The 13,695-nt window shown below is 42.3% G+C and carries 13 protein-coding genes; 2 read left to right on the top strand and 11 right to left on the bottom strand.

Going from position 1 to position 13,695, the window contains the following annotated elements; all coding sequences use genetic code 11:
* Window positions 1–6: 6 nt before the first annotated feature.
* The 9 genes from L3V36_RS02610 to L3V36_RS02570 all read right to left on the bottom strand — a co-directional run bounded on the left by L3V36_RS02610 (window position 7) and on the right by L3V36_RS02570 (window position 7,750).
* On the bottom strand, window positions 7–849 hold the full coding sequence (locus L3V36_RS02610) for a type II secretion system F family protein (RefSeq protein WP_102447938.1): 843 nt from the start codon (window positions 847–849) through the stop codon (window positions 7–9).
* A complete protein-coding gene (locus L3V36_RS02605; RefSeq protein ID WP_102447939.1) occupies window positions 846–1,748 on the bottom strand; it encodes a type II secretion system F family protein in 903 nt (300 codons plus the stop codon). Before L3V36_RS02605 ends, L3V36_RS02610 begins: the two co-directional genes overlap by 4 nt.
* Before the next feature lies 1 nt (window position 1,749).
* On the bottom strand, window positions 1,750–3,021 hold the full coding sequence (locus tag L3V36_RS02600) for a CpaF family protein (protein ID WP_017090274.1): 1,272 nt from the start codon (window positions 3,019–3,021) through the stop codon (window positions 1,750–1,752).
* The gene (locus tag L3V36_RS02595; protein ID WP_102447940.1) at window positions 3,018–4,259 is read right to left on the bottom strand and encodes a P-loop NTPase; all 1,242 of its coding nucleotides are present in this window, start codon (window positions 4,257–4,259) and stop codon (window positions 3,018–3,020) included. Before L3V36_RS02595 ends, L3V36_RS02600 begins: the two co-directional genes overlap by 4 nt.
* Entirely contained in the window at window positions 4,259–4,738 is a 480-nt protein-coding gene (locus tag L3V36_RS02590) for a hypothetical protein (RefSeq protein WP_017090276.1), read from the bottom strand. Before L3V36_RS02590 ends, L3V36_RS02595 begins: the two co-directional genes overlap by 1 nt.
* Window positions 4,735–6,105 (bottom strand): pilus assembly protein N-terminal domain-containing protein, encoded by a 1,371-nt coding sequence (locus tag L3V36_RS02585; protein ID WP_102447941.1) that lies wholly within the window; start codon window positions 6,103–6,105, stop codon window positions 4,735–4,737. The genes L3V36_RS02590 and L3V36_RS02585 overlap by 4 nt, the downstream gene beginning before the upstream one ends.
* On the bottom strand, window positions 6,105–6,929 hold the full coding sequence (gene cpaB, locus L3V36_RS02580) for a Flp pilus assembly protein CpaB (RefSeq protein ID WP_017090278.1): 825 nt from the start codon (window positions 6,927–6,929) through the stop codon (window positions 6,105–6,107). Before cpaB ends, L3V36_RS02585 begins: the two co-directional genes overlap by 1 nt.
* A 21-nt stretch (window positions 6,930–6,950) precedes the next feature.
* On the bottom strand, window positions 6,951–7,403 hold the full coding sequence (locus L3V36_RS02575) for a prepilin peptidase (RefSeq protein ID WP_017090279.1): 453 nt from the start codon (window positions 7,401–7,403) through the stop codon (window positions 6,951–6,953).
* A 131-nt stretch (window positions 7,404–7,534) separates the two neighbouring features.
* Window positions 7,535–7,750 carry a Flp family type IVb pilin gene (locus tag L3V36_RS02570; RefSeq protein ID WP_017090280.1) on the bottom strand — a complete coding sequence of 72 codons (216 nt, stop codon included), beginning with the start codon at window positions 7,748–7,750 and terminating at the stop codon, window positions 7,535–7,537.
* A 402-nt stretch (window positions 7,751–8,152) separates the two neighbouring features.
* Here L3V36_RS02570 and L3V36_RS02565 point away from each other — a divergent pair, with 402 nt between their 5' ends.
* The gene (locus L3V36_RS02565; RefSeq protein ID WP_017090281.1) at window positions 8,153–9,046 is read left to right on the top strand and encodes a LysR family transcriptional regulator; all 894 of its coding nucleotides are present in this window, start codon (window positions 8,153–8,155) and stop codon (window positions 9,044–9,046) included.
* Window positions 9,047–9,399: 353 nt separating this feature from the next.
* Here the strand turns inward: L3V36_RS02565 and L3V36_RS02560 are convergent, their stop codons facing one another.
* Entirely contained in the window at window positions 9,400–9,723 is a 324-nt protein-coding gene (locus L3V36_RS02560) for a helix-turn-helix domain-containing protein (RefSeq protein WP_102447942.1), read from the bottom strand.
* Window positions 9,724–9,862: 139 nt separating this feature from the next.
* On the opposite strand from L3V36_RS02560, the gene L3V36_RS02555 reads away from it, so the two are divergent.
* Complete coding sequence (locus L3V36_RS02555) at window positions 9,863–10,276, top strand: nuclear transport factor 2 family protein (RefSeq protein WP_102447943.1); 414 nt, start codon at window positions 9,863–9,865, stop codon at window positions 10,274–10,276.
* A 357-nt stretch (window positions 10,277–10,633) separates the two neighbouring features.
* Here the strand turns inward: L3V36_RS02555 and L3V36_RS02550 are convergent, their stop codons facing one another.
* Window positions 10,634–13,687: a type I restriction endonuclease subunit R gene (locus tag L3V36_RS02550; protein ID WP_208774261.1), complete on the bottom strand. Its 3,054-nt coding sequence runs from the start codon at window positions 13,685–13,687 to the stop codon at window positions 10,634–10,636.
* Window positions 13,688–13,695 lie beyond the last annotated feature (8 nt).

The raw sequence follows: 13,695 nt of genomic DNA, 5'->3' as shown, positions 1-13,695 counted from the left end.
ATCTCCCTATATATTCAATGTCATTTGCATGATGCTCGGCGCGAGAATCAAGATAACGATCGGGAACATGATGAAAAGGATCAATGGGACACTCATCTTCGCAGAGAGCTTACCTACCTTTTCCTCGACGGTAAGAATTTGCACTTTTCGCATGTCTTCCGCGAGGTCACTTAACACACTCGCTACCGATGTTCCGTATTGCAGGTTTTGGATGATGGTCAGTACAAAGCTTCGTACTGGAGGCGTCGGGATACGTTCACTCAGATCATTGAGCGCCTTCTCTAGTCCGTGTATTTTCGCCGAGTCCGATGTGCGCTTAATTTGGTAACAAAGATCTGAATCAAATTCAGCCAGCTCTTTCCCCAAATAAACCAGCGCCGCTTCAATCGTCATACCGGTTTGAACACATACCGACATCATGTCGAGCAAATACGGCAATTGAGCTGAGGTTCGACTGATCAACATCTTGCGGCGCATTTGAAGCATTGTATCTGGGACGACAATGACGCCAATCAGCGAGAAAATAACCACGAGCAGTTTGTTGGTTGACGTCATATCCCCTAACAGCACCAAGCCTGAAACCAACGCCAATACCAACAACTTGGCCGGAAAATAGAATTTTGCCCAATCCGTGTTGTAATAACCCGCCTCTATCATTTTTTGCTCGAGTTCTTGGCGATGTTCTTTACCAAAACGAACAAAAAAGCGATTTACGCGCGAAGGTGCGCGAGCCGAATTATCCCCGATATAGAGCGCAACCTTCTTATGTCGCTGCTCTTTACGAATAGAATCAACAATCAAAAACAGTAGCGAAAAAAACAACACAATAAGGGAAGCCAATAACATCATGCGCGTACTCCTCTCACTAACAACCAAACAAGCAATAGACCGAACAGTTCACTACCAAGCACGTAAAACAATACGAGCCTTCCTTCTGGATCGTAGAGAACAAACTCCACATTATCGGGATTAACGTAGTTGAGAATAAGCATAAAAATCAGAGGAATAGCCGCAACTATTTTGGCGGAAATTCGAGCCTCCGAAGTCATCGCCATTTTCTTTTTCTCTAGCGTTCGAGAGTCCACTAGCACTCTAATCAACCGCGCCATCACGCCTTTAAGTTGCCCACCTCGAGCAATATTCGCCCTGATAGTCACGGTAAAGAATAGAAACTCTGGGTAGGGGTAGTTTTTGCACGATCGCTGAAGCACCACTTCTGGTGACTCACCCAACTTAAGTCGGTCGCCCATTAGCTTAAATTCGCGGCCTATCGGATTGTGCATCACATCGCCTACATAACTGATGGCTTGCATTAAGCTGTCACCCGCAGTGACCGCACTCATTAGAATATTCAGCGCATCTGGGAACGTATTCTCAAATTCGCGACGTCTTCTTGTCACCAGGAACCGATAACCGCAAAGTGTAAATACCATAGATGAGCCCAGCATTAACCACGTATTGGTGATTGATAGCAATTCAACAACGATGTACCAAGATGCGATGATGCTGCCCGTAATATAGAGCGCAATGTAAAGAGAAGAACGCGGGCCTAACACCATTAACGTGGGTGATATGGACTCTTTGAACTTTTGCCAGTTTCGTTTACGAACCAAAGACTTGACGTTAATGGCATTGAAGTTTTCGGCTTCAACTTCTTCAATATTGAAAAACTGACTAACCTTTTTTAGCTTTGAATCTCGAATCAAAAGCAGCACAAACGCAAAGAGGATTAACGAAAGCCAAAGCATGCTAGGCCCCCTTAAATGATGCTTTCAGCTCTTCATAGAGCCCGAAGAATTGTGCTTTTTTCACAAGCTCAGATCGTTGCATAATGCCGTCGGTGACGAATTCGCCTTTTACGGTTTCTCCGTAATGAGCGTCGTCATAACGAAAACGATAAATCTCTTCCATCACTACGCTGTCGCCTTCTAAGCCGACGATTTCCGAGATGCTTGTGATCTTACGAGATCCATCGCGCAACCTGTTGACTTGAACAATCATTTGAACGGCGCTCACGATCGTTCTTCTAATCGCATCAAGAGGCTGATTTAAGTTCGCCATCATGACCATCGACTCAACACGAGCAATCGCATCTCGCGGGGTGTTGGCGTGCAACGTAGACATCGACCCATCGTGCCCGGTATTCATAGCTTGCAGCATTTCAAACGCTTCAGAACCACGACACTCACCAAGAATAATGCGGTCTGGACGCATACGAAGCGCGTTAATAACCAATTCACGCTGCGTTACCGCTCCGGTTTGCTCAACACTTGGGGTTCGCGTTTCGAGTCGAACCAAGTTGGGTTGTTGCAGACGCAGTTCGGCCGCATCTTCAATCGTAACGATGCGTTCATCTTCGGCAATGTATTGAGACAATGCGTTGAGCAACGTGGTTTTACCTGAGCCTGTACCGCCAGAAATCAACACATTGATGCGGCAACGAGAAGCGATCATCAGCACTCGCGCCATGTCTGGAGACATCGACCCAAAGCCAATCAAATCTTCAAAACCGATGTTCTGCTCTCTGAACTTACGAATCGAGATCGATGTGCCATCCAACGAAATGGGAGGAATCACGATGTTCACACGGCTGCCGTCTTCTAACCTGGCGTCGACCGTCGGCGAAAGTTCATCGACACGTCTTCCGACACGTGACGCAATGCGCTTAGCAATGGCCAACAACTGTTCTTCATTCACAAACGATACTTCGGACTTTTTCACCTTGCCATGTCGTTCGAAAAAAATGTTGTTGGGCCCGTTCACCATGATGTCGGAAATGGACTGATCTTCGACCAAAGGCTGTAAAGGCCCTAAACCAAACAGTTCATCGATTAGGCTTTTCACTAACCCTAACTTCATCATCGAGGTGATCGGTCTTTGGTAGCTATTCGCCAACAAATCAACCGCCGCTTGTATCTGCGATTCAAGATCTCTGCGGCTCATTTTCTGAACCGCTTCTGCATCTAGGGCTTCAAATATCTGACCACGAAACGCGAGGTATAAGTCTTTGTTAGAACTCATTTAGCACGCACCTTTTTAAACCAAGAGTTCATGCCCTTCTGGTCCATAGGTTGACCATTAATCAGCTTCACCAACTGTTCCATAGAACGACTAATATGACGGTCATGCTTATGCCCGCGTTTTCCATCGATAATGATATGCGCCAGCGCTTTGCAGTAGTCGACTTCGAGATCAACTTCTGCGCCTAGATACTTAATAAGATCGGGCTTTTGTAAGACGTAAGCGTTTTCCGGGCGATGGTAGTTCACCACCGTAATCACACGAGTACGCGACGATAACGAAAGCTGTAAGTTGGAGACTTTTTCATACAGTCGTTTTGCACTTCTTACTGAAGACACAGATGCGTCTAACACCAACACAACCACATCAAAGTTTTCTACCAAGAGTTGAGGTTCAACTTTGAAATCCACACCACCAGAAAAGTCTTCGATAATGAAATTGGTGTTGCGCGCTAACAACTCGCACAAGGTCTGGTTGTAATTAAGAACATCGCTTTGGCTCATGTCGCCATCAATCGCCAACAGTCGTAAATTTTTGCGAGCGTTGATTAGGTAACTCAACGCCCCTTCTTCATCCATTTCGTGCAATGGTGCGGTGAACTCATCGATGGTTCTCGGCTTAAAATCCTTTAAGCCAAGCAAGACATCAATGTTGGTATCGGCATATTGATGATCGACAAGAATCGTGTCCGAGCCTTGCGTCGATAATGTTGAGCTCAACTCAGTAGTGATAAACGATGCGCCAACGCCACCTTTTGAACCGACAATCGCCACGCGCTTCGCTTTGCGTTTCTGACTCACACCAGAGAACGTCTTCAGGTTCTTGCTAACGTGATTTAAGAAGTCAGCAAATTCCTGCTTATTCACCGGCCAGAACACGTAGTAAAAACCCATGTCTTTAAGAGAACGAAGCGTAGAAATGGCATCCTCTTTACCAATCACAACCACGCCTTTGTGTGTGGGTAGTTTACTTGCAAAGGCTTTAGCGTCTTCAACCACATTGGTCGATTCATTCAGTTCCAGAATAACGATATGGCTACTCTGTTGCTCTGTCAGTTTGGTCAACCCCGCTTTGGCTTTAACGCATGCAGGATCATTCCACCCTTCAAATCGAAAGACTTCTTGAACAAGATCTAAACACTCTTGAGATTGATAGAACAAAGTACATCCGGCAACCCCTGTCGTTCCGGTTTGCACTGGCTTAGCCTTTGTTGTTAATGCTTTAGTCAGGTCAAACATTATTGCTCTCCTACCAATCGAGACTTGTAAGCAACTTGCTTCAAGCGCATCGATTCAGCAAAGCAGTCTGGCTGCCTCAACCGAACGTGAATCTGTGCTGGCGCGCATTCTTGAGTCTTCAAACGCGTTAAGGTCACTTGAATCTTTAAGTCGCTCGGTAACAACGGAGCGCTTCGATACGAGACTCTTAGTGGCGCGATGACATGTGACGGATATTGATCGAAGATCTTTTGCAACATCGGTTTGCTGCGGGTTGACTTGTAATCCACGACATAGGTAGCTTCTTTATCCATTGACTCAATATCCTGAATCAAAGCGTTGATCTGCTTGGTCGTTTCAGCGCGGTTTTTCATCGCAAACTCAAAGCTGTGATGCTCTTTGTACACCAAGGCTTCAGCACCATGACCAACAAAATATTGCTCAGAGGCGCAGCCTAAAAGTGACGTGGTAAATAACGCCATTAATAGTAATTTCTTCATTGGATAAACCCTCCTTGCGACAATAGACGAATCGTTGCATCGGAAGACGTTACCGACCTGCCATCCCACTTAATGTTTAGCCAGCGCGCCAATGTAGAAGTCTTCTTGATGTAAGGCAGTTGAATGTCTTTCGGTTTCATCGGTTCAACAAGATTCACGGTAGCAACGATGATCAGTTCAGTACGTTTTCTTTCTGTGGTTGCTTTTCGGAATGCGGCACCTAGAACGGGAATATCGCCAACAAAAGGGATTTTTTGCATTTTTTCTAAATCAGCACTGCTCATCAAGCCACCAAGGACGAAGCTGTCGCCATCGGCTAACTCTACGGTTGTCATCGCACGTCGTGAAGCCAGTTGCGGCACTTTGATTCCTGCCGCTTCGACATAACCTTCGACTTCGCTTACTTCTGGCGCGAGTTGCATACGGATTCTGTCTTGGCTAAGCACTTTCGCAGTAAGATCGAGTTTGATACCGAACTCTTTGAAAGAGATGTTTACGTTGCTGTTCGTCGACACGATAACGGGCACTTCTCCGCCGACAAGGAAGCTTGCTGATTCACCGGACAGCACGGTTAAGTTAGGCTCAGCCAGAACTGCAGCAATCTGGTCGTTACCTAATGCAGTTATTAGGGTGCTTAGGTTTGCTGCATCGAATTGGTCGAAAACAAATTCGCCGACGCTTGAACCGACTGAACTCCAATCAACACCAACGGTTTGTCCAAACGACTCCGTTACCTGGGCCACAGATATTTTGACGTTAACCTGCTGGGTCGTTGCAACTTCAATGCGTTCGATGATCCCTTCCCACGTCATATTGCGGGCAAACACCATGCTTTCGGGCTCTTCATAATTTGAGCTGTCAGACTTAAACTCCAGCTTCACCGTTTTGTCCCATTTCTCTGTTTTTTCTCGTCCAAGCAGAGTGGCAACCAAACGATAGATATCGTCACGAGTTGCTTCAGAATCAACAAGGCCACTCACGGCGACTTGCTCTCCTACAGACTGAACCTTGACTTTGGCATCAGGGAAATGGAATTTGAGTTGACGTCTGATATCCGTTAAATTCAAATCAACAATAATGCGATCGGAAAGCAGAACATCACCATCAATGCCATAGACGATCAGTCGCGATTGCCCAATAGCATTGGCGAACACAACTATCGTGTTGTCGTTGATTATTTTGTAGTCGACGATGTCAGGGTTATTAATAAACACTTGGCCAATCGGACTTTTTAACTGGATGTGCTGACCATCGTTGAGCGTGATGGAGCGATCGGCGGCAAAAGCGTTTGTTATAGAAAGTAAGCCAATCAGCAGCACTAGAATGGAAGCAAACAGTACTTGCTTGATTCGATGGTGAATCATCATCACAAAGCCTCTCTCGGGTTGTTCTCGTTACCACGTAACTCAGCAATCCCGGTATAGTTATCGATAATATTGCGCACCTCTGCATACTCAGGTTGCGTGTAGGTTTGGCTTCGGTAAATCTCGATGTGCATTGTTCGTTGCGCTAATGCAAGTTTTGGTAACTCGTCGGGGCTAACTTCGATGACCACCGTAGTCAGTCCATCCTCTTTACTCGGAGCGCGAGCGGTAATTGAGCTATCGCCAGTTGCATCATTTCCAATGTTGAGTACTTTGACGTTTTTAAGAAACATCGACGCCTTCACCCCTCTAAAGCGCTTCGGCTTATCGATATTTCCAGCTAAGTTAGCGTTCGGAGAACTTACAGTTAAGATATCGATGGACGTTCCAGGACGGATGTAATCGTTGATTAAGTTTTTGTCACTGACTTTAAGTGGGTACAACGTCATGCCTTCCGTGACCAAAAGATCTATGTATCCAGGCTGACCGGGCGTCACTTGATATTCAGGCAGTACAACCTCGCCAGCGTTGAGGCTTCGATTGAGTAAAGTGGAGGGTGCAAAGTTGATTTGAGCGTCTTCTCTAACACCAAGCGTCAATGCTTGGCTAAGAGGGAGTTGTTGTTTAACAACGCCTTGCGCATCGAGCGCACGTCCTTTTTCATAAGGTTCCGTGGTCATCCAAACGGCAACATGTTCTTCGTTTTTGTCTTCCACCACTTCAGCGGTCGTTGTCGGTTGAGGTTCACTCTTGAACAAATCGACAACGCCTAGCGCGCCAACTATTAGGGCAGCAATGGCAACAAGTAATACCAGTCGAGATCTCATAATGTTCTCATTCTTGGAGGGTTATATATGTGGCGTGTTTTGAGTTAAAATTACCAAGTAAAATCCAACGCTAATTGCTATCCCATATGGAATACCTTGTCGGTCGTTCAACATGCTTCTTGTTAGCTTTTTATTTCTCAGCTTGTTATTTACGAGGTAAACAACGGCTAAAAAACCACCGGAAAAAGCCGTCATAACAAACGCCCAATGTAAATCGTTAAGAGGTATGGTAAGTGATAGAACCGCGGCATATTTAATATCACCGGCTCCAATCCAAATCAGGGCATAAACAATCAGCCCTCCCCCTAACACCAGCAGAAAGCTCATAATTTGAATGTCTAACGGTGACAAAAAACATTGCAAAAAGAGCACTATCAACAAGGCGTGATTTTGTATCTTTCGATAGAGAAAATCGGTAGCCGATACATAGGTGCACACGATTACCAAAATCAGTAAATATACTTCAAAACTCAAAATTAGAAATATCACCTAAATTTATATGAATTGGCGTAAGCATGTCTTAATTGATATCCACAATTAATTGAGCCAGACCAATGGAAACATAGGTCTGGCACAAATACCTTTCGGTATTTTTACATAGAAATCTATGGCGTGGCTGTACCAGCAGTCTTAATTGCGCCCGCTATTTTACCAAAAGCAGATTTAAGTTCACCAAGGAAACCAGTTGGGCCTACTGCAGCAGTTACTAATACAGCCATTGCTACTGCAATAAGACCATATTCAATCGCAGTTACGCCGCGCTCATCGTTCTTGAATTGTGATAAAAACATGCTTGTTTTAACGTATAGCTTAGTAATCATTATTTCTTCCTATAAGGGCTGTTGAAAATTCGTCGCTATTATAATTAGCACTACCAATCTATGGAAAATAACCCCTATCGACTTAATCAATAGCCAGAGTGATAAATGATCAAAACAACACACAAAAAACTCTAATGAAAAAATAAAATTCATATTTAACAGTTAGTTAAATAGACAATAAACCAAATAAAGAAATGAGAGTTTGAATTTTAAAATTAAAAAAACAAGACATACGTCAATGTTTGTATTATTGACAAACCTATATAACCTTTGGTTAAACCCTAATAATAAATTAAAAACCCTTTATTATTCCTTATAAATGATGTTGCATTAAAATTATCATCAAGCTATTATTATAATTAAAAAATTATAATTTATTTGTGTCATAAGGTTAGTCGAATCATGAAACTACATTTCGAAAATATCATTTCGTTCATAGCGGTAGTTGAGGAAGGTTCATTTAGCTCTGCTGCTCGCAAGCTTGGCAAGTCACAATCAACAGTTAGCACGGCTGTTCAAAATCTTGAGTCCGATTTAGGTTTCAATGTATTTAATAGGGGACACTCTAAAGTTTGGCTAACTGAGAAAGGAAAGCGCCTATTCCAATTATCTTTACCTGTGGTATCGAAATATCGTGATCTAGTCACAAACGCACAGCAAATGAATATATCGGACCAAATAGTTTATCGAGTAGGTATAGACCCTCTGGTGTTTAATAAAAACGTAAAGAAAGCACTACTAGCATTTTCAGAAGTATTTCCTAATGTCGACTTGTTGATTGTAACAAAACCGAGTTTCGTTTTAGGGAACTATATACAGGAGGGAAAAATAGACCTTGCGCTAGGAAACCCATATCACAAGACAAATAACGACTTTAATATAGAAGAGCTTTTTCACGTCAACTGTTGGTGGGTAGCACATGAAGATCTAGTATCACTTCAGCCTGACTTTTCATCGTGGCGTATTCTATTAATGGATGGATTCGAAGAACTTCTTAACTTATCGAATATCGCTTCATACAACCTATGGCGAATAGATGATTTAGAAACCATCATCGATCTATGTAAGGCTCAAAAAGGCATCGCTTTTTTACCGGGGTTTCTCATCGAGGGAAGAGTAGAAGACAGTAAACTTAAGGTGATTACAGACCACCCCGATTTTTTTGGCAAGCGAGTTATTGCATCCCTTTTCTGGCAAATACATTCTGACTTTAGCTTGTTTAATCAATGGATTAGAGACGAGCTGAAAACGAGTGCCAGTTATAAACAAACATTTATCGCTGACTTAGCTCAATAATACTCTGTTGAAATCTGACAATCACACTCTATTGCACGCTTCAGCTTCGAGTGTGATATTTCAACACGATTATTTATCCTAATATAAATCTAAAATAAAACATACGAAATACTAATACCAAGACCGGCATGTATTATCCAACATATGCACTGGTATTGTTTCCATTATTTATCCTCACATATTTTTGTGACTAAATCTAATTAAAAACCAACCTATTAAACGTATTCGATATTTAAGCTATGACTTCGTTTGTCACTCAATATCGAAAAGAACCGCCTAAACCATGCACACAGAAAAATCCACCATAGTAATGACGTTGAATATCAGAATAGCTTTACAACCATTACGTTAGACTAATTCCAGCTATCCGATTTTTTCACGATAATATCAACAATATCCGCCAGCTCTTTTCCTTTTTTGGTCAGACCGTAATATACCGTCACTGGAACGGTTTCTTCTTGCCTACGCCAAATGAAACCTTCTTTGCTAAGCAACTTCAGCCGCTCACTAAGTACTTTACTAGACACTAAAGCCAGCTGCTTTTGAATCTGTCCAAAACGTATCTCGCTACTCTGACCTAAGATCCAAACTATGTGAGCAGTCCACTTCGTAGAAATCAGTGTCAAATATTTATCAGCGCTGCAGTAACCTTCAGGTTGCTTACCCTGTTCACTCATATTTACCTCTCAGCTTTTCCAAATTACCAATTGCATAGTTACTTAAAGGTAATTAGTTACTTTTAGGTAGCTAATTTCTTTTAGTAAGCAGCCTATCTATTATGGCTTCAACCCAAAACACAAACAAGCAGGTGGTTCCATGAAGATACTTCTATTCGTAGTTTTAAACTTAATAACTTTCTATTCTGACGCATCAACAGATTACAAAAAACCGCAGTCGCCAACAGAACTGCATCAACTTTTCGCTGAATACTTTTCAAAACAAGACATCGACGGGCTAGGCACTCTGTTCCATCAAGACGCCATATTCGTCCTAGATAATCAGGGTAACCTTGCTAGAGGGCCAAAGGCTATTAAGCCTATATTGAAAAGTTACCTTCAAGGCGACGTCGAAATGCTCACCCATGATGTGTCTATCCATATTAACGGCGACACGGCTCTCATAAGGTCTGATTGGGAGATAGTTGGTGGCCCCAAAGGAACCGCTCTCGAAGTGATGAAGTATATAGATGGAGGTTGGCTATACGTAATTGACAACCCGAATGGATTTTAAGCGGCTATTGCACTTTGGAATATTGGAGGGCACAGTCCAAAAGCTTAGCAAGCAATGAATTTAGGACACAAAAAAGCCCACATGAGGTGGGCTTTGCTGATTGTTCACAAAGAACGAATTTGGTGCCGCTACTGGACTCTACTATCCATCCTATCCGATTGATTAAAATAAACATTATCAAAATAGAGTTTTAAGATGTTACTTCTGGTGTTACTTTAGTAAAGATTAACTATAGTTGACAGGCCCAACAACTTCATTACCACGCAACCAAAAAGACAAAGCCTCAGCGATTTAAAGGTAAACCTAAGAATTAACCAAAACAGAAAACCTTGCAAAGCCAGTAAATAAAAAATTCATTCACTTTGTAGGGCTCAAACCCACTGTATGCTCCATGCTTTGTGTCCAGGACGCTTTGAAAGCTGAGTCCCCCGCAAATAGCTTATAAAGCTCAAGCTCGTCCTTACGCCTCGCAAGCATGACCTCTTTTAGCATTTTCTCAAATGCTAAAGCCCGATTATGAGGATCGGGATTATCTTGATATTTTGCCTTAAAGTCTGGGTGTGACTTTACGCTTTCAGCAATGTTGATGAATTTTATCTTTTGCTCTTCAGGAGTGGCGCTCCAGCCCTGGAACCAACGCTCATTAAAGTTACGAATAATGTCATCAAGAGGATCTCTCTCCTCTTCAACGCCATGAGCTCCTCGAGGGTTAGGATTCTGTGGTTCTAGTTCTGTTCCTGCTTCATCTAATTCAATAGAATGGTTGAGCTTAACGCGCTGTAAACCATATGAGCTCAGATCAATAGAGTTAAGCAAAGCATCTAAAGCTTCAGAATCAGGATCTTTCACAATAAGCTTCGGAATAAGGAACTTGAGGAACCAGAAAAGCTTCTCCCATACAACCACTTCATACGGCATGATAGATGCCATCTGACCGTAGATTTTTACAAATTGCTTAGCCTTAATTTTGAAGTCAACTTTAGCATCGTCTTCTAGGTCTAACTCAACGTTGAAGCGGTTTGCGGCAACATCAATAATTGGACTAAGCATTTGAGCATCTTCATTATTGAAGTAACGCTCAATAAAACTCTCTACTTCATACCACTCATACACACCAACGTCATCCATTGCATCTTTAAGTTCATGTAATACATTGACATCTGTTGCTTCCGACAATGTAGTTGATGTGTAGAAAGGGTCGAATGAAGTTTTAATATCATCGGTACTATTAAAGAAGTCCAAAACAAAAAGATCTTCCGTTTTCTTACCTAGATTAGGCGCTGAACGGTTCAAGCGAGACAACGCTTGTACACACAATACTCCGGCAAACTTTTTATCTACGTACATAGAGCACAATTTGGGTTGATCAAAACCTGTCAGATATTTGTTTGCAACGACTAACAAACGATAATCATCGGTATCAAATTTGTCCTTAGTTTGACTCTCTGCAAACCCATTCATCTCTGCTTCAGTGTACTCGATACCATCTACTTCTTTCGTTCCTGAGAATGCTATGGCAACCTTAAAAGGGTTGCCTTGTTCATTTAAAACACGAGTAATTGCTTTATAGTAACGAATAGCTGCTTCAATATTTTGAGTTACCACCATCCCTTTTCCTTTACCTCGTAACTTCTTAGCGTTCACAACTTGAGGAATAAAATGGTCTAGCATTATTTCGGCTTTAGTATTAATGGTTTGCTGACTCGACTCTACATATGCACGTAGGCGTTTTTGAGCTTTTTTTGAATCAAACTCTGGGTTTTCTTGGATTGATTTCTCAATCTCGTAGTAGCTTTTATAAGTTGTGTAATTAGCTATAACATCCAGTATGAAACCTTCTTCAATGGCCTGCTTCATTGAATACAAGTCAATCGGTACATAAGTACCATCTTCTTGTCTTTGCCCAAATTTTTCTAACGTGCTATTTTTCGGCGTCGCAGTAAAAGCAAAGTAGGAGGCATTACCACGCATCTTTCTAGACCGCATAGCCTGAAGAACCTTGTCTTGCGCGTCCTCAGCTTCTTCAACCTCAGACTTACCCATCGCTTTATTCATGTTGTCATGCGCTGAGCCAGACTGAGAGCTATGTGCTTCATCAATAATTACCGCAAAGCGTTTATCACTTAAATCGCCAATACCATCGATAATAAATGGAAATTTCTGAATGGTCGTAATTATGATTTTCTTACCATTCTCCAAAGCTGACTTGAGCTCTGATGACTTCAATGCAGGAGCGACGATGTTTTTAACTTCAGAAAACTCTTTAATATTATCTCGTAACTGTTTATCCAAAAGACGCCTGTCGGTAACCACAATCACTGAGTCAAATAGTGGCTGCTCGACACCTTTGCTACCGGGAAGATCGGCTTTCACTGGGTAGGCTTCTATCAGTTGGTAAGCTGCCCAAGTAATCGAGTTAGACTTACCAGAACCTGCAGAGTGCTGAATTAGGTAGGTTTGTCCTACACCATTAGTTGCTGCATGATCTATTAGCTTCCTAACGACTTGCATTTGGTGATAACGAGGGAAGAATAACGTACGCTTTCTCAAGTCGTCTTTAATGCTGCCATCCAATCGCACAAAGTGCTGAATTATATTGGCCAAGCTTTTTTTAGTGAATACCTCTTCCCATAAATAAGATGTTTTGTGCCCACCATTTCCAAACAAAGAACTATTAGGAGGGTTACCTTGTCCATGGTTATGACCTTTGTTGAAAGGAAGGAAAAAAGTGCTTTTCCCTGCTAGCTTAGTGGTCATATAGACTTCATCGGTATCTACAGCCATGTGAACTAAGCAACGGCCAAACTGCAGTAGAGGCTGAGCTATATCTCGATCATTACGGTACTGTTTTTGGCCATGGTAACGGGCTGTTTGACCTGTCCAGGGGTTTTTCAACTCAAGTGTTATTAAAGGAATGCCATTAATAAAAAGCACCATGTCGATCTCTTGGAGCGGGTTAGCTATTGAGTATCTAACTTGACGGGTAGAACTAAAAATATTCGCATCAAAGTTTTGTTTAATCTTTTCACTACTACTTACTAAAGGGGCTGGAAATAACAAGCTAAAGTGTGCATCATCTACACTTAAACCCTTCTTCAACAAGTGTAAAACGCCATGCTTTTTGATTAGACGGTCAAAACGTTCAAGTACTTTTCGCTCCCAGTCATTAGGGCTATTTCGTTTGAGCTTTTCCAACTCATCTTCTTGTGTTTCCTTTAAAAACTGCCAGAAAAAACTCAGATCCAAAGCATACTGCATATCAAAGTCGGTGGCGTAGCCAAGCTTATATAGTTGGCTATCATAATCTGGTATTGATTCGTTCACACCTGACTTAATATCTTCTAAACAAACACCTGTTAAATGCTTTTCAATTGCAGCTTCTAGAGCTTGTTCATTAGTTTGACTGACCATTAATTTAT

Origin of the sequence: Vibrio sp. G-C-1 (assembly GCF_021728015.1) — a bacterium.
GTDB classification, from domain to species: Bacteria; Pseudomonadota; Gammaproteobacteria; order Enterobacterales; family Vibrionaceae; genus Vibrio; species Vibrio splendidus.
The sequence above is the reverse complement of the archived record's forward strand: the minus strand, read 5'-3'. Positions and strand labels throughout refer to the sequence as shown.

Excerpts from the sequence above, each read along its gene's own strand:
- L3V36_RS02600 (WP_017090274.1), bottom strand. The coding sequence starts at position 3,021 with ATGAGTTCTAACAAAGACTTATACCTCGCGTTTCGTGGTCAGATATTT.
- L3V36_RS02595 (WP_102447940.1), bottom strand. The coding sequence starts at position 4,259 with ATGTTTGACCTGACTAAAGCATTAACAACAAAGGCTAAGCCAGTGCAA.
- L3V36_RS02565 (WP_017090281.1), top strand. The coding sequence starts at position 8,153 with ATGAAACTACATTTCGAAAATATCATTTCGTTCATAGCGGTAGTTGAG.
- L3V36_RS02555 (WP_102447943.1), top strand. The coding sequence starts at position 9,863 with ATGAAGATACTTCTATTCGTAGTTTTAAACTTAATAACTTTCTATTCT.
- L3V36_RS02605 (WP_102447939.1), bottom strand. The coding sequence starts at position 1,748 with ATGCTTTGGCTTTCGTTAATCCTCTTTGCGTTTGTGCTGCTTTTGATT.
- L3V36_RS02550 (WP_208774261.1), bottom strand. The coding sequence starts at position 13,687 with ATGGTCAGTCAAACTAATGAACAAGCTCTAGAAGCTGCAATTGAAAAG.
- L3V36_RS02610 (WP_102447938.1), bottom strand. The coding sequence starts at position 849 with ATGATGTTATTGGCTTCCCTTATTGTGTTGTTTTTTTCGCTACTGTTT.
- L3V36_RS02570 (WP_017090280.1), bottom strand. The coding sequence starts at position 7,750 with ATGATTACTAAGCTATACGTTAAAACAAGCATGTTTTTATCACAATTC.
- cpaB (WP_017090278.1), bottom strand. The coding sequence starts at position 6,929 with ATGAGATCTCGACTGGTATTACTTGTTGCCATTGCTGCCCTAATAGTT.
- L3V36_RS02560 (WP_102447942.1), bottom strand. The coding sequence starts at position 9,723 with ATGAGTGAACAGGGTAAGCAACCTGAAGGTTACTGCAGCGCTGATAAA.
- L3V36_RS02590 (WP_017090276.1), bottom strand. The coding sequence starts at position 4,738 with ATGAAGAAATTACTATTAATGGCGTTATTTACCACGTCACTTTTAGGC.
- L3V36_RS02585 (WP_102447941.1), bottom strand. The coding sequence starts at position 6,105 with ATGATGATTCACCATCGAATCAAGCAAGTACTGTTTGCTTCCATTCTA.